The following is a 19,051-nucleotide window of genomic DNA, read 5'->3' as shown; positions in this document are numbered from 1 at the left end:
CCCCGAAGGACCGGCCCGCGCGGATCACGCGCCGTTGTTGCAGGTGCCCAGCGCCCCGCCCGCGAATTGCGGGTGGTCGGGCGCATAGGTGACCTGTTCGACCGGAGTGACCTCGACGATCTCGACCAGGTCGAACTCGTTCTCGGGGTTCTCCTTGCCGCGCACCACGACCACGTCCTTGAAGCACTGGTGATCTTCGGCGCGGTACAGGGTCGGGCCGTTGCCGAGGCCGTCGAACTCGAAGCCTTCGAGCGCCTCGACTACGGCGCAGGGCTGGAAGCTGCCTGCACGGGTGACGGCGTCGGCATAGAGCAGCGTCTGCACGTAGCAGGTGTGTGCCGCCTGGCTGGGCGGGAAGCCATACTTCTCGCCGAAGGACTGCACGAAGGCGTTCGTGCCCGAGTACTTGGCGCCGAGCTGGTTCTCGAGCTTCCAGTCCCAGTTCTGCGAGCCGAGGATCCCGGCGATGTTCTCGCCGGCGCCGCGTGCCATCAGCTCGGAGTAGAGCGGAACCACGATCTCGAAGGGCATGCCGTTGGCTTCCTGCTGGCGCAGGCCGAACTGCACGGCGTTGGTCAGCGAGTTGACCATGTTGCCGCCGTAGTGGTTCAGGACGAGCACATCGGCGCCCGAGCCGAGGACCGGCGCGATATAGGACGAGAAGTCGGTCTGCGTCAGCGGCGTCTTCACCGCGGCAACCGTCTCCCAGCCGAGAGCCTCGGTCGAGGAACGGACGGCTTCCTCGGTGGTGTAGCCCCAGTTGTAGTCGGCCGTCAGGTGATAGGCCTTGCGGTTATCGCCATATTGCGCGGCCAGGATCGGCGCGAGCGCGGCGCCCGACATGTAGCTGTTGAAGAAATGGCGGAAGCCGTTGGCCTTCCGGTCCTTGCCCGTCGTGTCGTTCGAGTGGGTCAGACCGGCCATGAAGATGATGCCCGCCTCCTGGCAGAGCGCCTGCACCGCCACGGCCACGCCCGAAGACGAGCCGCCGGAGATCATCACCGCGCCGTCCTTTTCGATCATCGAGCGAGCCGAGGCGCGAGCCGCGTCGGACTTGGTCTGGGTGTCGCCGGTGACGAACTCGACGCGCTTGCCCAGAATGCCGGTGCCGTCGAGGTTCTTTTCGGAGAAGGTCTGCAGCATGCCGCCGTCGCCTTCGCCGTTGAGATGTTCAACCGCCAGCTGGAAGGCGCGCAGCTCGTCGGCACCCTCGTCGGCGTAGGGGCCGGTCTGGGGCACGTTGAAGCCCAGCGTGACCGTGTCACCCGTCGGTTCGTTGGTGAAGCCCTGGCTCCAGGCGGCGCCGGTAAAGATCGTCGGCAGCGCGAGTCCAGCCCCCGTGGCCGCACCTGTCCGGATCACGCCGCGGCGCGTGACATTCTTGTTGGTCATGGAGACCCTCCCTTGCGTTACTGGCCCACCCCCACTCCCACGAAGGCGGGTCAAGCGCGCGTCGTTGACGCGGCCTCCTCGTTTATGGGAGCCGCCCGGTAAACCGCGCAACAAATCTCCTCAATCGCGCCGTTTTCCTGTCAATTGCGTGACAGGTCATCGCGAGGCGTTGTAAAGAGGTTTGCGCGCGGATGCGGCGATCCCGCCTTCGCGCGCGCGGCAAAGACCAGCCCGCAAAAGGAGAATCGGTGGCGCGGATAAAACCGACAGGAGCCCGGATCCGGGATCGCAGACTGGCATCCGGTCTCAAACAGCGCGAGGTCGCGCAGGCCGCGGGGATCTCGCCCAGCTATCTCGCCCTCATCGAAGGGGGGAAGCGGCCCATCGGCGGCGCGCTCCTGGGCAAGCTCGCCGGCGTTCTCGACGTCTCCCGCGACTCGCTTTCCGAGGAGGCCGACGGCCCGCTCGTGGCGGCGGTCGAGGCGGCTGCCGGTGCGGCCGGTCTGTCCGCCGAAGAGGTGACCCACGCCTCCGATCTCGTGGCCCGCCATCCGGGCTGGGCTCGCCTGATCGCCGGGCAGGCGCGCGACCTGGAGCGTGCGCGGGACCGGATCGCCGCCCTTTCGGACCGGATGATCCACGATCCGGCGCTGGCGGATGCCATGCATGAGGTCCTTTCTACCGTCGCGTCGATCCGGTCGACGACGGCGATCCTCGCGCAGACTCCGGATCTGGAGCCGATTTGGCGCGGTCGGTTCCACGCCAATCTCGATGGCGAGAGCCGTCGCCTCGCCGAAGCGACCGAGGCGATCGTCGCCTATTTCGACCGCCAGCCCGATGGCGATTCCCCCGCACCCGCAGAGGCCGTCGCCGCAGCGCTCGATCCGGTCCGGGGGGACCCGCCGGAGGGGGAAGCGCGTACGAGGCTCCTCGATGGCCTTCCGCATTCTGCCCGGCCTCTGGCCGAGGCCCGTCTTGCCCGCGAGGCGGACGATGCCCAAGCGCTTCCGATAGCCATGCTCGACGGTACCCCGTCGCAGATCGCCCGCCGATCGGGTCAGCCGTTGTCGCGTGTCCTGCGCCGTCTGGCGGCGACGGACCCCGCGCGGGGGCTGGTGGTTGTCGACGCGTCTGGCGCCCTGACGCTGCGCCGGCCGGTTGCGGGCTTTCCCTTGCCGGTGATCGGTGCAGGTTGCCCGCTCTGGCCTGTCTACGCCGCCTTCAGTCGGCCCCTGCATCCGGTCGATTGCGTCCTTCAGACTCCGGACGGCGCCAATTGGCACGCCACGGCGACCGCGGAGGTGGTTGGCCATGCGGGCGGCCATCCCGTTCTGGAGGCGACCATGCTCGTCACGCGGACGTCGGGCGCCGAGGAGCCGCTCGGCGTCGGCCCCGGATGCCGGGTCTGCCCGCGCCAGACGTGCCCGGCCCGCCGTGAACCCTCCCTCCTTTCGGGCGTGCAAGCTGGACAGGGCGACTAGAGCGGGGACATGATACCCGGGGGAGGACGGGGAATGAGCGACGCGCCGCGCCATATCTTGCTGATCGAGGATGAACCGAACATCGCCACGGCCCTGGCGTTCATCCTGGGCCGGGACGGCTGGCACGTCTCGACGCACCACGATGGGGCTACGGCCGTTGCGGCGGTCGAGAGACACGCGCCGGACGTCGTGGTCCTGGACGTGATGCTGCCGGGACGGTCGGGCTTCGACATCCTGGGTGGCATCCGGGCCGGGCCGCGGCCGGACCTGCCTGTCCTGATGCTGACGGCGAAGGGACAGGCCAAGGACAGGGAACGAGCCGAGGCGCTGGGCGTGGATCGCTTCATGACCAAGCCCTTCTCGAACACCGAGCTGCTCGACGCCGTGCGCGCGCTCGCCCCCTCCGCATGAGCGCGCCCAAGGCGCCGCGCCGGGTCGCGGATGCGGCTCGTCTCCTGCCGGTTCTCGGCCTCGCCCTTCTGATCGCACCGGATCTGCTGCTTTCGGGCGCCGCCGGTAAGGGGGCGACGGCGCCATGGTTGCTCTATCTCTTCGGCGCGCTTTTCATCCTTGTCGTCCTCGCATTCCTCGTTGCGCGGTCCTTCCTCCGGACACCGCCCGGCGACGAGACATGACCGGCAACCTGCTCGTCCTGACCTGTCTGGCCTACGCGGCCTTTCTGTTCGCGGTCGCCTTCGCGGCAGAGCGTCGCGCGGGTCGCGGCCTGTTCCGCGGGCCGGCTGTCTACACCCTGTCGCTGTCGGTCTACTGCACGGCCTGGACGTTTTATGGCGCGGTCGGCTACGCGGCGCGCTCGGGCCTGGAGTTCATGACGATCTATCTGGGGCCGACCCTGGTCCTGATCGGCTGGTGGCTCTTGCTGCGCAAGCTGGTGGCCATCGGACGGGCAGAGCGGATCACTTCGATCGCTGACCTCGTCTCGTCGCGCTACGGCAAGTCGAGCGGGCTGGCCGCGCTCGTCACGCTGGTCGCCGTCGTGGGAACCACGCCCTACATCGCGCTCCAGCTCCAATCCGTGACCCTGTCGCTGGGCGCGTTCGGGGCCACCGGACCGGATGCGGCCGTCACGGCCTTCGTCGTCGCGGCGGGGCTGGCATTCTTCACGATCCTGTTCGGCACCCGGCGTCTGGATGCCGGAGAGCGCCACGAAGGCATCGTCGCTGCCATCGCGGTCGAGGCGGTCGTGAAGCTGGTGGCCCTTCTGGCCGTGGGCATCTTCGTGACCTGGGGGCTGAACGGTGGGATCGGCGCGACCATCGAGGCGATCGCGGCTTCGCCTGTCTCCGATTGGCAGTCGGGTCCGGGCCGGTGGGCCGGGCTGATCTTCACGTCCGCGGCGGCTGTCATCTGCTTGCCTCGGATGTTCCACGTCCTCGTGGTCGAGACGACCGGAGAGCCGGAGGGAGAGCGTTGGCTCGCCACGGCCTCCTGGGCCTTCCCCGCCTATCTCCTCGCGATGTGCCTGTTCGTCGTGCCGATCGCGGTGACCGGACTGGCGCGCCTGCCGGACGGCAATCCGGACCTCTACGTGCTGGATCTGCCGTTGTCGGAGGGATGGGACGGCCTTGCGCTGCTCGCCTTTCTCGGCGGCTTTTCGTCGGCGACGTCCATGGTGATCGTCGCGGCCGTCGCACTCGCGACGATGCTGTCGAACCATGTCGTGATACCGCTTTGGCTTGCGGGGCAGGACGACCGCAGCGGGGCCACGATCTCGGGGGATGTGCGCGAGATCGTCCTGCGAGCGCGGCGCGGCGCGATCGTCGTCGTCCTTGCGCTGGGTTGGGTATACTACGAGGCCACCGGAGGGACTGCGGCCCTCGCCTCAATCGGGCTGATCTCCTTTGTCGGCATGGCGCAGGTGCTGCCCGCCGTGGTTCTCGGCCTGAACTGGGAAGGGGCGACGCGGCAGGGGGCGGCCGCCGGCATCGGCGCTGGCTTCGCGATCTGGGCGTGGACGATGCTGCTCCCGGTTTTCGAGGGGCCGGTCCTCGCCGCCCTCCTGAGCGAGGGGCCCTTCGGCATCGCCTGGCTTCGGCCCCAGGGCATGTTTGGCCTCGATAGCGATCCCCTCGTCACGACACTGCTTCTGTCGCTCGGGGCGAACCTCGCCATTCTCTGTGTGGTCTCTCTGTCCACCCGCCCCGATGCTCTGGAGCAGGTTCAGGCGTCGCGGTTCGTGCACGTTCTGGATCGCACGGCTGCCTCCCGGCGCCGTCGCGCCGAGGCTCATGCGGACGACCTCCTGGTGATGGCGCAGCGGATCCTCGGCTTCGGCCAGGCGCGCGCGATCTTCGCTGCCGAGGCCGACTCTCAGGGGCGCGCGGGGCATCCGCCGGAGGTGACCCCCGGTCTGCTGGAGGAACTCGAGCGGCGCCTTGCCGGATCGGTCGGTGCGGCGACGGCCCATGCCATGGTGGCAGGCGCGACCAAGGAAGGCACCGTTTCGGTCGCCGACCTGATCGCCGTCGCCGACGAGACCGCCCAGATCGTCGAATATTCCGCGCGGCTGGAAGAGAAATCGGCCGAGCTGGGCCGCACGGCGCGCGATCTGCGCGAGGCGAATGCCAAGCTCACCCGGCTTTCCGCCCAGAAGGATGCCTTCCTTGGTCAGGTGAGCCACGAGTTACGCACCCCGATGACCTCGATCCGCGCCTTCTCGGAGATCCTTCAGTCCGAGGGTCTGACCGAAGAGCAGCGGATGCGCTATGCGGGCATCGTGCTGGACGAGAGCCGCCGCCTGACGCGGCTGCTGGACGATCTGCTGGATCTGGGCGTGCTCGAAAGCGGCCAGATCGAGCTGAGCCTCGGCCGGGTTCTTCTGCGCGATGTCCTCGACCGCGCCGTGACCGCAGCCGCGCCGGATCGGAGGCTGGCCATCATCCGCGACCGCACCGCCGAAGAGATCGCGCTGGTGACCGACGCGGACCGGCTGGCGCAGGTCTTCATCAACCTCATCGCGAATGCCGCGAAGTATTGCGACGCGGATCAGCCGACGCTGGAGATCCGTACGGAGACCGAGGGCGACACGCTCGTGGTCGACGTCGTCGACAATGGCTCCGGTATCGCGCCGCGCGATCAGGCGGTGATCTTCGAGAAGTTCGCGCGCCTTGGCGATCATACAGCCGCCGGCGGGGCGGGCCTCGGCCTTGCGATCTGTCGCGAAATCGTCGCGCGGCTCGGTGGAGAGATCGACTACGTCGCCGATATGGGCGGTGCGGCCTTCCGGGTGAGCCTGCCCGGTGCCATCGCCTCCGCCCAGGCGGCGGAGTGAAGTCGCAGGGGTTTGTTAACCCTTCTGGGCCAGAAGGAGGCGACCATCCTGCGCGAGAATTATGTCGACCGATTCCCCTCCATCAATCCTGCGCCGGATGGCCGGCCTTGCCGATCCTGATGCCGGCGGCAACGCGGACGGCACCGCTGCGGAGGAAGAGGTCGTTCCCGGTCTGGCCCAGGCCTTGTCCGCCGCGGCGGAGCGGACTGGCGCGGCACTCAAGGGGCTCGAACTCTCGGTCGGCGGGGTCCGGTCGGTGCGGCTTCCTCACGCCGAAGCCTTTGCTGCCATCCCGGACCGCGCCCTGATCCTGCCGCTGCCGTCGGGCCGAGGGGAGGGGCTTGCGGGCGCGGTGGCGCTGGCGCCTCAACTGGTCGATGCCCTGGTCGAAGTGCAGACCCTCGGGCGGGTAGAGGCTGTCGCGCGCCCGGCCCGCATTCCGACCCGGATCGACGCGACGCTCGCGCGGCCCTTCGTGTCGACCCTGCTCGCCTCGACCTCCGAGCGCGTCCCGTCAGCGCCGATCCCCGCGCCGGATGCGGGTGCCTTCCACATCGACGCCGGTCCGGTCGCCCGTGCGATCGAGGCGCCGGTGATCGTCCATGCCCGGCTCACCGTGAGTTTCGTGGACGGGGCGCGCGAGGCAACGCTCGACATCTTGCTGCCGGACCGGCCGAAATCCGCGCTGCCCGCCCCGAAATCCGATGGGGGCAAGGCCGCTGGAAAGGGTCGGGACACCAAAACGCCCGCCAAACGCAGCGACCCGCAGGAGGTTCTTCTGTCCGCCCGCGTCCGCCTGGAGGCTGTCCTTCCGACGGTCACCATCCCCTTGTCGCAGATGCTCGATCTGAAGGTGGGCGACACGATCGCGCTGACGCCGGATGCCGTGAGTGGCCTGACCCTGCGCGGCGGACGTCTGGGCGGCAGCACACCTTCGCCGCGCGCCTGCGCCCTGCACGGCGTCCCCGGCAAACTGGGGCAATCGGCAGGCCGACGGGCGATCAAGCTCCTAGATCCCTCCGGGACGAAGGCGGGATCTGCCGATCCGGTCAGCCCGAAGACATCCGATCCGGCCTCGTCCGGTCCCGCGATGACCCGGACCACGCCCCCCGTTCCTGCGCCACGCATGGGAAGCCCCTCGCCGATCGCACCGGCGGAGCCGGGGCTTCCAGACCTTCCGGACCTGCCCGATCTTTCGGACTTGGCGTCCTGATCAGGGGCGGGCTGTCAGGCGTCTTCCCTGATCGGCGCGCAAAACCCGGCGCCCGCGACGATCAGGCTCGGAACGGCGGACGGCGCGTGCGCCGCCCTTCCGCACGATCCTAGGACGGACGAAATGACGCTCCGACTACGGACCGCCACTCTGCCCGGTTCACGTCACGAGCGCCCCGCAGTTGCCTTGAGCGCCGCGTCCTGCGACGGTCTCAACCGAATGGGGAGGGCTGTCATGAGTAACGATTTCGGATCGAGGCTGCGCAGCGGGGAAAGGCTGGTCGGCACGTTCATGAAGACTCCCAGCCATGTGGCGCTGGAAATTCTGATCCTGTCTGGCCTCGATTTCGTGGTGCTCGATGCCGAACATGCGCCCTTCGACCGGACCGCTCTGGATGCGTGTATGGCCGTCGCGCGCGCACGCGATTTTCCGACGCTGGTCCGGATCGGTGCGGGGACCCCGGCCGAGATCCTGAACGTCCTCGATCTGGGGGCGACCGGCATCGTCGTCCCCCATGTTGACAGTGTCGGCAAGGCCGAAGCCATCGCGCGCGCCGCCCGGTTCGGTGAGGGCGGACGCGGCTATGCCGGCTCGACCCGCTGGGCCGGCTACACCTCGCAGACGATGCCGGACCTTCTGGTACGGTCGGCGACGGAGACCGTCGTCATCGCCCAGATCGAAGAGCCGGCAGGCGTCGAGGCGGCCGAGGCCATCGCCGCGACCGAGGGGATCGACGCGCTGTTCGCCGGTCCCGCCGACCTCTCGGTGGCCTATGGCCACACGTCGATGGACAATGCCGACCTGGATGCGGCCATGGCGCGGTGCGGCGCCGCCTGTCGCGACGCGGGCAAGGGCTATGTCACCTGGGTTCCCGATGCCGCGAAAGCGGATGCGTGGAAGAAACACGGGTTCTCGACATTCGTCGTCTCGTCCGAGCACGGCTGGATTCTGCAGGGGGCGCGAGCCGCTGCTTCCGCGATCCGCGATCTCTGAGGCGAGCCGCGGCGCCTTGGCCGCCACGTCAGCTTGCGCCTGTTGCAAGTCGGCTTCGCGCTGCCGGCATTGGTACTCCGCTGCGCCGCGGCATAGGTCCGGTCCGAACGCGGCGTACCGCCACGCGGCACGCGGCACGCCCAAGGACGGAGAGACAGATGACCCACCACGACGAATTGACGATCGAAATGCAAGCCCGCGCCCTGCGTGCGCAGGTGTTCCGCGACATGATCCTGCGCCTCGTCGCGCGCCTTCGCGGTGCCGAGCTTCCGCAGCCCGATACCCGCACCGCCTGAGCCTTTGCGCCGGCATCCGCGACGCGGTAGGGCGGCGCCATGACCGATCGCCCCATCGTCCGATTGCGCCCCAAGGCGGATGCTCGCCGGATCCGCTGGGGCTTTCCCTGGATCCGATCAGACGAGCTTGTCCTCGACCGCAGGACAAAGGCGCTGCCGGCCGGCAGCATTGTCGATCTTGAAGATGCCGAACGGACCCCGCTCGCGACCGTCGCCCTGACGCCGGCGTCGCGGCTTCCCGCGCGGGTGCTCGATGCGCCGGGAACGGAGATCGACGCCGATTGGATATCGGCGCGCCTCGCCCGCGCGGCCGTGATGCGGGACCGGCTCTACGATCGGCCGTTTTACCGGCTGGCCCATGCCGAGGCGGATGGGCTGCCCGGCGTCATCGTGGATCGCTTCGGAGATACCGCCGTGATCCAGCCCAATGCCGCCTGGGCGGAGGTTCGGATCGACGATTTCGTCACCGCGCTGCGTGACTTGGGGATCGACCGGATCGTGAAATCCGCCTCGGGTCGTGCCCGCGCGGCGGAAGGGCTGGACGACGTGTCCGAAACGCTGGTCGGCGAAATGGACGGCCCGATTCCGGTCGAGATGAACGGCGCGACCTACTTCGCCGATCTGACCGGGGGCCAGAAAACGGGGCTCTTCTACGACCAGCGCCCGAACCATGCCTTCGTCGCGCGCTTGTCGCGGGGTGCGCGCGTTCTGGACGTTTTCTCTCATGTCGGGGGCTTCGCGCTCGCCGCTCTGGCCGGGGGCGCGCAAAGCGCGGTGGCCGTGGACGGTTCCGCCGCCGCGCTGGATCTCGCGCGGCGCGGGGCCGAGGTGGGCGGCGTCTCGGACCGGTTCGAGACCCGACGGTCGGATGCCTTCGACGCGATGGCCGACCTCGCCGGAGAGACGTTCGACGTCGTGATCGCCGATCCGCCTGCCTTCGCGCCGTCGAAATCGGCACTGACCAACGGGCTGCGGGCCTATGAACGGGTCGCGCGACTGGCCGCCGCGCTCGTGGCGCCGGGCGGCTATCTGACGCTCTGCTCCTGTTCCCACGCGGCCGGGCTGGAGAAGTTCCGGGCCGCCTCGATCAGGGGGATCGGCCGGGCGGGACGCGGTGCTCAGATCCTGCGAACCGGCGGCGCGGGTCCGGATCATCCGATCCACCCGCAATTGGGCGAGAGCGGATATCTCAAGGCCCTGACATTCCGGCTTTTCTGATGCGCGTCCTGCTGGATGCCTGCGTGCTGTTCCCGACCGTTCTGCGGGAGATCCTGATAGGTGTGGCCGGGGAGGGGCTGTTCGAGCCGCTCTGGTCCGCGCGGATCCTGGAGGAATGGGCCCGCGCCGCGCCCAAGCTGGGCGAGGGGGCCGAAGCCCAGGCACGCGGCGAGATCGCGGTGCTGAGGGCGAATTGGCCTCGCGCGGAAGTCCGCATCCGCGATGGGACGGAGGCGCGGCTGTGGCTTCCGGATCCGAACGATATCCATGTTCTCGCCGCGGCCGTGGACGGGCATGCCGACGCGCTCGTCACGTTCAACCGCCGGGATTTCCCGCGGCCCGAGATGGAGGAAACGGGAATCGCGCTGCGTGACCCGGACGGCTTCCTGATGGATCTCTGGCTTGCCGATGCCGCGGCGGCGGAGCGGGTCGCCGGTCGGGTCCACGATCGGGCGCAGAAGATGGGACAGCAGATGGCGATGCGCCAGATGATGCGCCGCGCCCGTCTGCCGCGTCTCGGAAAGGCGCTGGACGGCAAGATGGGCTGACCCGCGGGTCCCCGTCAGTGAGCAAACCGCGCGCCCGGGACGTGCAGGCCGTCGCGCGTCATCAGCGCATCAATCCTGTGCAGGATAGCCGGCCGGACCTGCCCGCGGCGCGGTGCATCGGCCAGTGTCTCGAACCAATGATCCGGCGGGTTCCGGCCCCGGGACGCCCGCGTCCACCGCAGCGCGCGCAACACCGCTTCGGCTTCGGGGGGCAGGCGCTCCGGAACGTCCTGTCCTGTCAGCTCGCCCCAGATAAGCGTCCAGCAGCGGCCGACCGACCAGGGATTGTATCCGCCGCCGCCCAGGACGAGCAGTCGGGGCGAGAGGGGCTTGCATGCCCGGACAAGCGCGCGATGCGAGGCGTTCGTCAGGGACAGGCCGGAGAGCGGATCCTCTTCGATGGCATCCGAGCCGCATTGCAGCACGATCGCGTCCGGCGCCATCCGTTCTATGAGCGGCAGGATCAGCCGCTCGCGGATCATGTCCATCTCACCATCGTGCAGGCCTTTGGGCACGGGCAGGTTGATGGTCTGACCTATGCCTTGATCCTCCAGCGCGCCGGTGCGGGGCCAGCGGCCCTCCTCGTGGACCGAGATCAGCAGCGTGTCGGGGTCCGAGGTGAAGGCATGCTCCACGCCGTCGGCATGATGGGCGTCGATATCCACATAGGCGATCCGTTGCGCCCCGTTTCGGCGCAGCGACAGGATCGCGAAGACAGGGTCGTTGAGATAGCAGAACCCGCTGGCGCGGTCGGGCATCCCGTGATGGGTGCCGCCGCCCGGATGGTGGATCACGCCTCCGTTTCGCAGCAACTCGCCGGCCAGAAGGCTTCCGCCGGCCCCGGTGGCCGGGCGCCGGTACATTTCGGGAAAGACGGGACAGGCAGGCGTGCCAAGGCCGTGGCGCGTTCGCGTGGCGCCGTCGGACGTCTGGGTGCTCTCGGTCCGCATCAAGGCGTCGATATAGGCGGGCGTATGCCATGCGGACAAAGCTGCCGGTTTCGCCCGCGGACTGCGCACGAACCGGTCTGCGGGCAGCCAGCCGAGCGCGCGGGCCAGATCGGTGACGGTCGGGACGCGGGGCACCCTCAGCGGGTGCCACTCGCCATACGACGAGCCGCGATAGATGTCATGGCCGAGAAAGAGCGGCGTCACCGCGCCAGGGCATCCTCGATCGCGGCAACCAGCGGCGGCGCAAGAGGGCGCGTTCCCGCCCCGTCGAAGCGGACAAGCTCTCCGTCCGTGGAGATCAGGGCCTTGTTGAAGTTCCAGCGTGGTTGCACACCGTGGGTGTCCGCAAGCCACCGGTAGAACGGGTGCGCGTCCGCGCCGGTGACGTCGGTGATCGTTGTCATCGGAATCGTAAGTCCGTAATTCACCTCGCAGAATTCGGCGACGGCGGCGTCGCTGTCCAGCTCCTGCCGGAAGGCGTCCGATGGCACGGCAAGGACGGTCAGGCCGCGGTCGGCGTATCGCTCATGCAATTCCTGCAGGCCTGCATATTGGTCCGTGAACCCGCAGCGCGAGGCTGTGTTCACCACCAGAACCGGGCCCGGCAGGGCGTCGAAGTCGATGGTCCCGCCTTCGATCGCTTCGAATTCGAACGCGACGGCGGGACTGGCGAGAAGGAAAACGAGGATGGCTGTTCGCATGGCGCAAAGGGTAGGGGGCGCGGGGCCAAGGGCAATGCGACGCTGTTGCGCGGGGCGGCAGGATGCCTAAGTTATGGATGTTTCGACCAGAGGACGGTGCATGATCCGCTACGCCCTGAAATGCGCGGAAGGCCACGATTTCGAGTCGTGGTTTCAGTCAGCGGAGGCTTACGACACGCTCGCCGCGTCGGGTCATCTGTCCTGTACGATCTGTGGCGGCTCGGATGTGCGGAAGGCCCTGATGGCACCCAAGGTCGCGGCGAATGACGCGCGGTCCGACGCGCCCTCCGACGCGACGCCTCCCGCGCGGCCATTGTCGAATCCGGGCGCCGCGCCCTCAAACCCCGCCGAGGCGGCCATCGCCGCCCTGCGCGAAAAGGTCGAAAAGACCGCGACCTATGTGGGCGGCGCCTTCGCCAAGGAGGCGCGCGCGATCCACGAAGGTGAAAAGCCCGACCGCCCGATCTGGGGCGAGGCGAACGCGACCGAGGCCAGGGCCTTGATCGAGGACGGCGTGCCGGTCGCCCCCCTGCCGTTCCGTCCGAAGTCGAAGTCCAACTGATGCGCGCGCTCGTGACTGGCGCCTCGCGCGGGATCGGCGCGGGTCTTCTGGACGAGGGGCGTGCGCGGGGTCACGACGTGCTCGGCACCGCGCGGGACGGAGAGCTTGCGCTCGATGTGACCGATGCGTCAGCCCAGGCGCGCATTGCGGCGCAGGTCGGAGCGATTGATCTGCTGATCTGCAACGCGGGCGTCTATCTCGACAAGGGGGTGGAGCTCGAAGATCTGAGCATCGAGATGTTGACCGAGACCTTCGCCGTCAACGTGACCGGCGTCATACAGACGGTGCAGGCGCAGCTTGCGAACCTTTCCAAGGGCGGGCGCATCGCCATCATCGCCTCGGCCATGGGGTCGCAGGACCGCGCATCCGGCAACGCCTTCGCCTACCGTGCCTCCAAGGCGGCAGCGGTCAACGTGGCGCGGAACCTTGCGGCCGCACTTGCGCCGCGCGGCATTGCGGTGGGTGCCTATCATCCCGGATGGGTGCGGACCGACATGGGCGGCAGCGCCGCCGACGTCTCTGTGGAACAGAGCGCCCGAGGCCTTTGGGACAGGTTCGAGGCGCTGTCGCCCGCGTCGTCGGGCTGTTTCGAGACATGGGATGGCCAGCCGGTTCCGTTCTGATCGGCGAGCCGTTCTGGCTGGCCTGTCCGCGCTGGCGGTGCCCGGTCTCGTAAGGGCGGCAGAGCCGTTGCGCGTCTTTGCGGCGGCATCCCTGAAGCCGGTCCTCGACGAGGTCGCGAGCGGTGCACGCCTGACTTATGCCGGCAGCGGAACGATCGCCCGGCAAGTGGCTGCAGGCGCCCCCTGCGACGCCGTGATCCTGGCGGCGACGGACTGGATGGACTGGCTGAGCGGCACCGGGACGGTTACGGCGATCCGACCGGTGGCCCGCAACGCGCTGGTTCTGGCCGGGTCCGAGGGCTCGGGCCCTGTGCGATTGCACGCGCCGGATCTGATCGAGAGGCTCGGCCCGGGGGGGCGGGTGGCGATGGGCGATCCGATGTCGGTGCCGGCGGGGCGCTATGCTCAGCGGGCACTGGAGACACTGGGCCTCTGGACGGCGCTGCAACCCCGCATGATCCTGGCCGAGAACGTACGCGCCGCCCTAGCCTATGTCGCGCGCGGGGACGTCGCGGCCGGGATCGTCTATGCATCGGACGCGACCGCGCCGGGGATTGCGGTGATGGCGGCCTTTCCGCCCTCGTCCCACGCCCCGATCATCTATCCCGGAGCGGTCACCCGCGATGCGCCGGCAAAGGCTGCGACCTTCCTGGATGCGCTGGCGGCCTCTCCGGCGCTGACGGCCCACGGATTTCAGGCCGTATGATCGACCTGCCGCCCGAAGCCTGGGAGGCGGTACGCCTGTCGCTTCGCGTCTCGGCCGTGGCGGTGGCCGTCGCCTTCCCCCTTGCGCTGCTGACCGCGCATCTTCTGGCGCGGGGCCGGTTCCCGGGACGGGGCGCGCTGGACGCGGTGGTCCATCTGCCCCTGGTCCTGCCTCCGGTGGTGACGGGGTATGCGCTGCTCCTGGTTTTCGCGCCCTCGGCGCCGTTGGGCGCGGTCTTCGAGGCGGCGGGCCTGCCGCTGGCGTTCCGCTGGACGGGCGCGGCGCTCGCGGCCGGGGTCATGGCGTTCCCCCTAATGGTCCGTCCGATGCGGCTGGCGCTGGAAGCGGTGGACCCCGGGTTGGAAGAGGCTGCGGCGACGCTCGGGTTGTCGCGGCTTGCGATCTGGCGGCGCGTGACGCTGCCTCTGATCGCGCCCGGTATTCTGGCGGGGGTGACGCTGGGCTTTGCGAAGGCGTTCGGAGAGTTCGGGGCGACGATCACCTTCGCCGCGTCGATCCCGGGCGAGACGCGGACGCTGCCGGCGGCGATCTATGCGTTTCTCCAGGTGCCCGGCGGCGAGGGGCAGGTGGTGGGCCTTGTCGCCCTGGCCGTGGCGGTATCGCTGTCGGCGGTGATCCTGTCCGACGTGGTGGCCCGGCGATTGGCGGCGCGCCTGCGATGAGCCTGTCCGTCGATCTGTCTCTGGACCGGCCGGATTTCGCGCTGCGGGTGGCCTTCGAAGCCGGTCCGGGCGTGACGGCGCTTTTCGGCCCGTCCGGCGCGGGCAAGACCACTGTCGCGCGGCTGGTCGCCGGGCTTGAGCGCGGCGGCGGTCCGGTCCGCCTGGACGGAGAGCGGATCGACGCCCTGCCGCCCGACCGAAGGCAGATCGGCTATGTCTTTCAGGAACCTCGGCTGATGCCGCACATGGACGTGCGAGCGAACCTGTTGCTGGGCGCGCAGCCGGGAACGGATCCTACAGAGGTCGCGCGCCTGCTGGAAATCGAGACCCTGTTGCCCCGGCGGCCCCGCGCCCTTTCGGGAGGGGAGGCAGCCCGTGTCGCGATCGGGCGCGCGCTATTGCGGGGTCCCCGCCTGTTGATTCTGGACGAACCGCTGGCCGCTCTGGACCACCGGCTGAAGGCGCAACTTCTGCCGCATCTGGAACGGCTCCGCGAGACCGGGCTGCCCGTGCTCTACATTTCTCACGCCATCGAAGAGGTGGCGCGGCTGGCCGATACGCTTGTCCTGCTGCGGAACGGCCGGGTAGAGCGGGCCGGCCCGCTCTCCGAGGTGCTGGGCGACCCGACATCCGCGACGGTCCTTGGGCCGAACGCCGCCGGAGCGGTGCTGACCGGTCGGGTCGGCGCCAGTTCCGGTGGGCTGTGCGAGGTGGAAACCGAAGCCGGCCTGCTGCGCTTGCCCGCAACGGACGTGACCGTCGGGTCCCGCGTCCGTATCCGTCTGCCCGCCTCGGACGTGATCGTGGCCGTTGAGAAGCCGACGGGCCTGTCGGCCTTGAACATTCTGCCCGCAAGGATCGAAGTTCTCCACGAAGGGGAAGGCCCGGGCGTCATGCTTGGTCTGCGGGCTGGTACGGCGCGTCTTCTGGCGCGCGTGACGCGGGTCTCGGCACAGGCGTTGGATCTGGCCCCCGGACGGGAGGTCTGGGTGGTGGTGAAGGCGACGGGCGTGTCGCGCGCGAATGTCGGCTAGGGCGCGCCGCCCCTCAGCGCATGCGCCTCGCCATCTGAAGCACCCGGTTCACCATGCGCGCATTTCGCGTCGCCTTGCCGCCGAACATCCGCGCGGCGCCCTTCCAGAGCAACATCCGTCCGATCATCCTGAGCATCGTCGATCTCCTTCGCGTTTCATGTGGGGACGCCTGGCCAATCTGGAAAGAGGCTTGGAAAGAGCTCGGGAAAAGACATCAATCCTCGTCCGGCGGGGGCGGAGTGAACATGTCGTCCTGCGCCTCGTCCGCCTCCGGTTCGGACAGCATGTCGGGCGGCGGCGTCGCCTCCAGCAGACCGGCGGCGCGCAATTCCTTCAGACCGGGCAGGTCGCGCACGGATTCCAGACCGAAATGGTCCATGAACGCGCCGGTGACGACGAAAGTGACGGGACGGCCCGGCGTCATGCGGCGCTTGCCCAGACGAATCCAGTCGAGTTCCATCAACTGCTCGATGGTCCCCTTCGACAACGAGACGCCTCTAATCTCTTCGATCTCGGCGCGGGTGACGGGCTGGTGGTAGGCGACGATCGCCAGCGTCTCGACCGCAGCCCGGCTCAGCTTGCGCGTCTCGACCGTCTCGCGCGTCATCAGATGGGCCAGATCCGACGAGGTGCGGAAGGCCCAGGCTTCGCCCAGCTTGCGCAACTCCACGCCGCGCCCCTGATAGCGTTTCGCGAGGTTTTCCAGCGCGGGCCGGGCGTCGCAGCCATGGGGCAGGCGGGCCTGAAGCTCGCCAACGGTCAGCGGCGCCGCGCTGGCGAACAGCAGCGCTTCGACCATCCGCTCCTGCTCGGCGAGCGGGGGGGCCTCGAAAAGGCTGTCGTCGCTCATGCGCGCCGCCGGATCTGGATTGGGGCGAAGGTGTCGGACTGGCGCAGTTCGAGCTTTCCGTGCTTGGCCAGTTCCAGCGTCGCCGCGAAGGTCGCGGCGGTGGCGGAGCGGCGGCGCTTCGGATCTTCCTCCCATCCGTCGGGCAGGAAGGCCCGCAGGTCCGTCCAGTCGCCGGTATGGCCGATGAGCGGGCGCAGGCGCTCCAGCGCCTCCTCCATCGTCAGCACGCCTTCGCGATCCATGACGAAGGGGCGGAACTCGTCCTTGGTGCGCAGGCGGGCGTAACCCTGCATCAGGTCCAGCAGCGTCGCCGTGTAGGTCACACGGCGCACACGCCCCTGCACCTGCGGCTCGCCCCGCGCAAAGACGTCCCGGCCAAGCTGATCGCGGGCCATCAAACGGGCCGCGGACTTGCGCATGGCCTCCAGCCGTTCGAGCTGAAAGGCCAGATGGGCAGCCAGGTCCTCGGCCGAAACCTCTTCGGTCGGATCGGGCGGCAATAGCAAACGAGACTTCAGGAAGGCCAGCCAGGCCGCCATGACAAGGTAGTCGGCGGCCAGCTCGATCCGAAGCTCGCGCGCCTTCTCGACGAAGGCGAGGTATTGGCGGGCCAGTGCCAGAACGCTGATCTTCGCCAGATCCACCTTCTGCGTCCGCGCCATCGTCAAGAGCAGGTCGAGCGGTCCCTCGAAGCCGTCGACATCCACGATCAGCGCCTCGGCGGCCAGCCGGTCGGCCACCTCGTCGCGGGCCGGGCCCTCTTCAAACGCGTCGTCCTGGCTGTCCATGCCTGCCCTCACCCGGTCAGGGCGGCAAATTCCGCGCGAGCGGCCTCGATGTCAATCTCGGTGGGCTCGGTCCGTCGCGCCAGCGCGGCATCGGCACGAGACAGGGCGTCCCCGGCCAGCACGGGGCAGATCGTCGCGACGGCCTGCATTTCGTCCCAGTCGGCGTTGCAATGCAGGATCACGTCGCAGCCTGCCTCAAGCGCGGCGGCGCATCGGGGGCCCATCTCGCCGCCCAATGCGCCCATCGAGATGTCGTCCGTCATCAGCAGACCGTCCCAGCCGATGGTCTCGCGCACCTTGCGGATCACGGGCTTGGAAATGGTGCCCGGCGCGTCGTCGATCTGCTCGTAGACGACATGCGCCGACATGCCGAGCGGCAGGTCGTTCAGCGCCCGGAACACCGCGAAGTCGGTCGTGCGCAGGGTATCGAGCGGCGTGTCCACGCGCGGCAGCGTCAGGTGGCTGTCGCTGGCGGCCCGGCCATGACCGGGGATGTGCTTGACCACCGGCAGGACGCCTCCGTCGAAGCACCCTTCGGCATTGGCGCGGGCGCGCGCGATGACCGTCTCCGGGTCGCGCCCGTAGAGGCGGTTCAGCAGGAAGGGGTGGGTCGCGTCGGTCGCGATATCGGCCGTCGGCGTGCAATTGACGTCGATGCCCACGTCCCGCAATTCGCGCGCGATGAGGCTGGCGCGCAGGAACATCGTCCGTTCGGGGTCGGTCGCCCGCTCCATCTGATCGAGCGGCGGCATGTATTGCGTCCAGAAGGGCGGGCCGAGGCGTTGGACCCGGCCGCCCTCCTGATCGATCAGGATCGGCGCGTCACGGCCAACGCTCTCGCGCAAAGCGGCGCAGAGCGCGCGCAGGCGATCCGGCGTGTCCACGTTGCGCGCGAAGAGGATGAACCCCCACGGATCCGCGTCCTTAAAGAACGCGGCCTCGCGCGGGGACAGATCCGGCCCTTCGCAGCCGAGGATGAAGGCACCGGCGGCGGCCATCTCCTACCGGATCGTGACCGGGATGCAGGGCTGGTCCTGCGCGATCATCGCAGCGCAAAAGCGCTGGGTATCCGACCCGTCTGCAAAGCCGACGACGCGCAGGCGCCAGAAGTCGCGTCCGCCAGAGGTGGCGCGCTGGATCAGGCGGGACTTGCCGGAGAGGTAGTCGCCGTGGCGGGATTGCATCCGCTCCCATTCCGCGCGGGCGATGGCCTCGCTGTCGAACGCACCCAGTTGCACGACGCGCGTGCCGGGAACGAGTTGCGCGGGATCGGCGTCCGACGCCGTCGGCAGGGCGGCCACGCGCGTTCCCTCGACTTCGGGGGCGGCAAGCGGCGAGGCGGCCTGAGCGATGTCGCGCAGGACGGCCGGGCGTGTACGCGGGCGCATGGAGCGGCTCAGGCCCGGCTCCAGCGGGCGCGCCTCGGCCACGGCTTCGGAGACCAGCGTCTCGATCATCTCGCCCTGCGCCTCGGGCGCCGTCAGGAAGCGCGGTCCAGGATTGGCATCGGCTGCGTTGCTCTCGGTCTGCGCCGCATCTTCCGCGGTCAGATCGTCCTCGGCCAGCGTCAGATGCACGTCGGCGAGTTCGATGAATTCCACCTCCGGCTCGTCTTCGGCGACGTCGAACGGGGCCTCGTCCTGCTCGGCGAGCGCTTCGGCCCGCTGCGCCATCGAGGGCCCGTCCAGCGTGGGGGCGGGCGGGGCGAGCGTGATCTGCTC

22 protein-coding genes are annotated in these 19,051 nt (G+C 69.1%); 14 read left to right on the top strand and 8 right to left on the bottom strand.

What is annotated here, in order from left to right:
• Nucleotides 1-24 precede the first annotated feature (24 nt).
• Complete coding sequence (locus jaqu_RS18375) at nt 25-1,392, bottom strand: substrate-binding protein (RefSeq protein WP_043920479.1); 1,368 nt, start codon at nt 1,390-1,392, stop codon at nt 25-27.
• 248 nt (nt 1,393-1,640) lie between these two features.
• Between jaqu_RS18375 and jaqu_RS18370 the strand changes: the two genes are divergently transcribed.
• The 9 genes from jaqu_RS18370 to jaqu_RS18335 all read left to right on the top strand — a co-directional run bounded on the left by jaqu_RS18370 (nt 1,641) and on the right by jaqu_RS18335 (nt 10,433).
• Nucleotides 1,641-2,873 (top strand): XRE family transcriptional regulator, encoded by a 1,233-nt coding sequence (locus jaqu_RS18370; protein WP_043920478.1) that lies wholly within the window; start codon nt 1,641-1,643, stop codon nt 2,871-2,873.
• A 33-nt stretch (nt 2,874-2,906) separates the two neighbouring features.
• Nucleotides 2,907-3,284: a response regulator transcription factor gene (locus jaqu_RS18365; RefSeq protein WP_043920477.1), complete on the top strand. Its 378-nt coding sequence runs from the start codon at nt 2,907-2,909 to the stop codon at nt 3,282-3,284.
• Nucleotides 3,281-3,508, top strand: coding sequence for a hypothetical protein (locus jaqu_RS18360; RefSeq protein ID WP_043920476.1), 228 nt, complete (start codon nt 3,281-3,283; stop codon nt 3,506-3,508). The genes jaqu_RS18365 and jaqu_RS18360 overlap by 4 nt, the downstream gene beginning before the upstream one ends.
• A complete protein-coding gene (locus tag jaqu_RS18355; RefSeq protein WP_043920475.1) occupies nt 3,505-6,165 on the top strand; it encodes an ATP-binding protein in 2,661 nt (886 codons plus the stop codon). The genes jaqu_RS18360 and jaqu_RS18355 overlap by 4 nt, the downstream gene beginning before the upstream one ends.
• Nucleotides 6,166-6,226: 61 nt before the next feature.
• Complete coding sequence (locus jaqu_RS18350; RefSeq protein ID WP_043920474.1) at nt 6,227-7,378, top strand: FliM/FliN family flagellar motor switch protein; 1,152 nt, start codon at nt 6,227-6,229, stop codon at nt 7,376-7,378.
• Nucleotides 7,379-7,612: 234 nt separating this feature from the next.
• A complete protein-coding gene (locus jaqu_RS18345; RefSeq protein ID WP_043920473.1) occupies nt 7,613-8,371 on the top strand; it encodes an HpcH/HpaI aldolase family protein in 759 nt (252 codons plus the stop codon).
• A 158-nt stretch (nt 8,372-8,529) separates the two neighbouring features.
• Nucleotides 8,530-8,667: an RSP_7527 family protein gene (locus tag jaqu_RS21770; protein WP_161793904.1), complete on the top strand. Its 138-nt coding sequence runs from the start codon at nt 8,530-8,532 to the stop codon at nt 8,665-8,667.
• A gap of 39 nt (nt 8,668-8,706) precedes the next feature.
• Nucleotides 8,707-9,885 (top strand): RSP_2647 family RNA methyltransferase, encoded by a 1,179-nt coding sequence (locus jaqu_RS18340; RefSeq protein WP_043920472.1) that lies wholly within the window; start codon nt 8,707-8,709, stop codon nt 9,883-9,885.
• Nucleotides 9,885-10,433: an RSP_2648 family PIN domain-containing protein gene (locus jaqu_RS18335; RefSeq protein ID WP_043920471.1), complete on the top strand. Its 549-nt coding sequence runs from the start codon at nt 9,885-9,887 to the stop codon at nt 10,431-10,433. The genes jaqu_RS18340 and jaqu_RS18335 overlap by 1 nt, the downstream gene beginning before the upstream one ends.
• A 14-nt stretch (nt 10,434-10,447) precedes the next feature.
• Here the strand turns inward: jaqu_RS18335 and jaqu_RS18330 are convergent, their stop codons facing one another.
• Together jaqu_RS18330 and jaqu_RS18325 are read right to left on the bottom strand one after the other, a co-directional pair.
• Nucleotides 10,448-11,587, bottom strand: coding sequence for an arginase family protein (locus jaqu_RS18330; RefSeq protein ID WP_043920470.1), 1,140 nt, complete (start codon nt 11,585-11,587; stop codon nt 10,448-10,450).
• On the bottom strand, nt 11,584-12,084 hold the full coding sequence (locus jaqu_RS18325; RefSeq protein ID WP_043920469.1) for a glutathione peroxidase: 501 nt from the start codon (nt 12,082-12,084) through the stop codon (nt 11,584-11,586). The genes jaqu_RS18330 and jaqu_RS18325 overlap by 4 nt, the downstream gene beginning before the upstream one ends.
• Nucleotides 12,085-12,184: 100 nt before the next feature.
• Here jaqu_RS18325 and jaqu_RS18320 point away from each other — a divergent pair, with 100 nt between their 5' ends.
• From jaqu_RS18320 to modC, 5 genes are read left to right on the top strand one after another with little or no spacing between them, the layout of a single operon-like run.
• Nucleotides 12,185-12,646 carry a DUF1178 family protein gene (locus tag jaqu_RS18320; RefSeq protein WP_043920468.1) on the top strand — a complete coding sequence of 154 codons (462 nt, stop codon included), beginning with the start codon at nt 12,185-12,187 and terminating at the stop codon, nt 12,644-12,646.
• A complete protein-coding gene (locus tag jaqu_RS18315) occupies nt 12,646-13,269 on the top strand; it encodes an SDR family NAD(P)-dependent oxidoreductase (RefSeq protein ID WP_043920467.1) in 624 nt (207 codons plus the stop codon). Before jaqu_RS18320 ends, jaqu_RS18315 begins: the two co-directional genes overlap by 1 nt.
• Entirely contained in the window at nt 13,247-13,975 is a 729-nt protein-coding gene (gene modA, locus jaqu_RS18310) for a molybdate ABC transporter substrate-binding protein (protein WP_043920466.1), read from the top strand. The genes jaqu_RS18315 and modA overlap by 23 nt, the downstream gene beginning before the upstream one ends.
• Entirely contained in the window at nt 13,972-14,658 is a 687-nt protein-coding gene (modB, locus tag jaqu_RS18305) for a molybdate ABC transporter permease subunit (protein WP_043920465.1), read from the top strand. The genes modA and modB overlap by 4 nt, the downstream gene beginning before the upstream one ends.
• A complete protein-coding gene (modC, locus tag jaqu_RS18300; RefSeq protein ID WP_043920464.1) occupies nt 14,655-15,692 on the top strand; it encodes a molybdenum ABC transporter ATP-binding protein in 1,038 nt (345 codons plus the stop codon). Before modB ends, modC begins: the two co-directional genes overlap by 4 nt.
• A gap of 13 nt (nt 15,693-15,705) precedes the next feature.
• Here the strand turns inward: modC and jaqu_RS22270 are convergent, their stop codons facing one another.
• The 5 genes from jaqu_RS22270 to jaqu_RS18280 all read right to left on the bottom strand — a co-directional run.
• A complete protein-coding gene (locus jaqu_RS22270) occupies nt 15,706-15,828 on the bottom strand; it encodes a hypothetical protein (protein WP_269079002.1) in 123 nt (40 codons plus the stop codon).
• Nucleotides 15,829-15,906: 78 nt separating this feature from the next.
• Nucleotides 15,907-16,542, bottom strand: coding sequence for an SMC-Scp complex subunit ScpB (gene scpB / locus jaqu_RS18295; RefSeq protein ID WP_043920463.1), 636 nt, complete (start codon nt 16,540-16,542; stop codon nt 15,907-15,909).
• A complete protein-coding gene (locus jaqu_RS18290) occupies nt 16,539-17,330 on the bottom strand; it encodes a segregation and condensation protein A (RefSeq protein WP_043920462.1) in 792 nt (263 codons plus the stop codon). The genes scpB and jaqu_RS18290 overlap by 4 nt, the downstream gene beginning before the upstream one ends.
• Before the next feature lie 8 nt (nt 17,331-17,338).
• Nucleotides 17,339-18,328, bottom strand: coding sequence for a glycoside hydrolase family 3 N-terminal domain-containing protein (locus jaqu_RS18285; RefSeq protein WP_043920461.1), 990 nt, complete (start codon nt 18,326-18,328; stop codon nt 17,339-17,341).
• 3 nt (nt 18,329-18,331) lie between these two features.
• Nucleotides 18,332-19,051, bottom strand: a 720-nt coding sequence (locus jaqu_RS18280; protein ID WP_161793903.1) for an SPOR domain-containing protein, incomplete at its 5' end; no start/stop codon positions are given.

Source organism: Jannaschia aquimarina (assembly GCF_000877395.1).
GTDB classification, from domain to species: domain Bacteria; phylum Pseudomonadota; class Alphaproteobacteria; order Rhodobacterales; family Rhodobacteraceae; genus Jannaschia; species Jannaschia aquimarina.
Note: the sequence above shows the minus strand (reverse complement) of the source record. Positions and strands in the feature narration are given on the sequence as shown.

Coding starts and splice junctions, on each gene's coding strand:
- jaqu_RS18375 (WP_043920479.1), bottom strand. CDS start 1,392: ATGACCAACAAGAATGTCACGCGCCGCGGCGTGATCCGGACAGGTGCG.
- jaqu_RS18365 (WP_043920477.1), top strand. CDS start 2,907: ATGAGCGACGCGCCGCGCCATATCTTGCTGATCGAGGATGAACCGAAC.
- jaqu_RS18360 (WP_043920476.1), top strand. CDS start 3,281: ATGAGCGCGCCCAAGGCGCCGCGCCGGGTCGCGGATGCGGCTCGTCTC.
- jaqu_RS18355 (WP_043920475.1), top strand. CDS start 3,505: ATGACCGGCAACCTGCTCGTCCTGACCTGTCTGGCCTACGCGGCCTTT.
- jaqu_RS18350 (WP_043920474.1), top strand. CDS start 6,227: ATGTCGACCGATTCCCCTCCATCAATCCTGCGCCGGATGGCCGGCCTT.
- jaqu_RS18345 (WP_043920473.1), top strand. CDS start 7,613: ATGAGTAACGATTTCGGATCGAGGCTGCGCAGCGGGGAAAGGCTGGTC.
- jaqu_RS21770 (WP_161793904.1), top strand. CDS start 8,530: ATGACCCACCACGACGAATTGACGATCGAAATGCAAGCCCGCGCCCTG.
- jaqu_RS18340 (WP_043920472.1), top strand. CDS start 8,707: ATGACCGATCGCCCCATCGTCCGATTGCGCCCCAAGGCGGATGCTCGC.
- jaqu_RS18335 (WP_043920471.1), top strand. CDS start 9,885: ATGCGCGTCCTGCTGGATGCCTGCGTGCTGTTCCCGACCGTTCTGCGG.
- jaqu_RS18325 (WP_043920469.1), bottom strand. CDS start 12,084: ATGCGAACAGCCATCCTCGTTTTCCTTCTCGCCAGTCCCGCCGTCGCG.
- jaqu_RS18320 (WP_043920468.1), top strand. CDS start 12,185: ATGATCCGCTACGCCCTGAAATGCGCGGAAGGCCACGATTTCGAGTCG.
- jaqu_RS18315 (WP_043920467.1), top strand. CDS start 12,646: ATGCGCGCGCTCGTGACTGGCGCCTCGCGCGGGATCGGCGCGGGTCTT.
- modA (WP_043920466.1), top strand. CDS start 13,247: ATGGCCAGCCGGTTCCGTTCTGATCGGCGAGCCGTTCTGGCTGGCCTG.
- modB (WP_043920465.1), top strand. CDS start 13,972: ATGATCGACCTGCCGCCCGAAGCCTGGGAGGCGGTACGCCTGTCGCTT.
- modC (WP_043920464.1), top strand. CDS start 14,655: ATGAGCCTGTCCGTCGATCTGTCTCTGGACCGGCCGGATTTCGCGCTG.
- jaqu_RS22270 (WP_269079002.1), bottom strand. CDS start 15,828: ATGCTCAGGATGATCGGACGGATGTTGCTCTGGAAGGGCGCCGCGCGG.
- scpB (WP_043920463.1), bottom strand. CDS start 16,542: ATGAGCGACGACAGCCTTTTCGAGGCCCCCCCGCTCGCCGAGCAGGAG.
- jaqu_RS18290 (WP_043920462.1), bottom strand. CDS start 17,330: ATGGACAGCCAGGACGACGCGTTTGAAGAGGGCCCGGCCCGCGACGAG.
- jaqu_RS18285 (WP_043920461.1), bottom strand. CDS start 18,328: ATGGCCGCCGCCGGTGCCTTCATCCTCGGCTGCGAAGGGCCGGATCTG.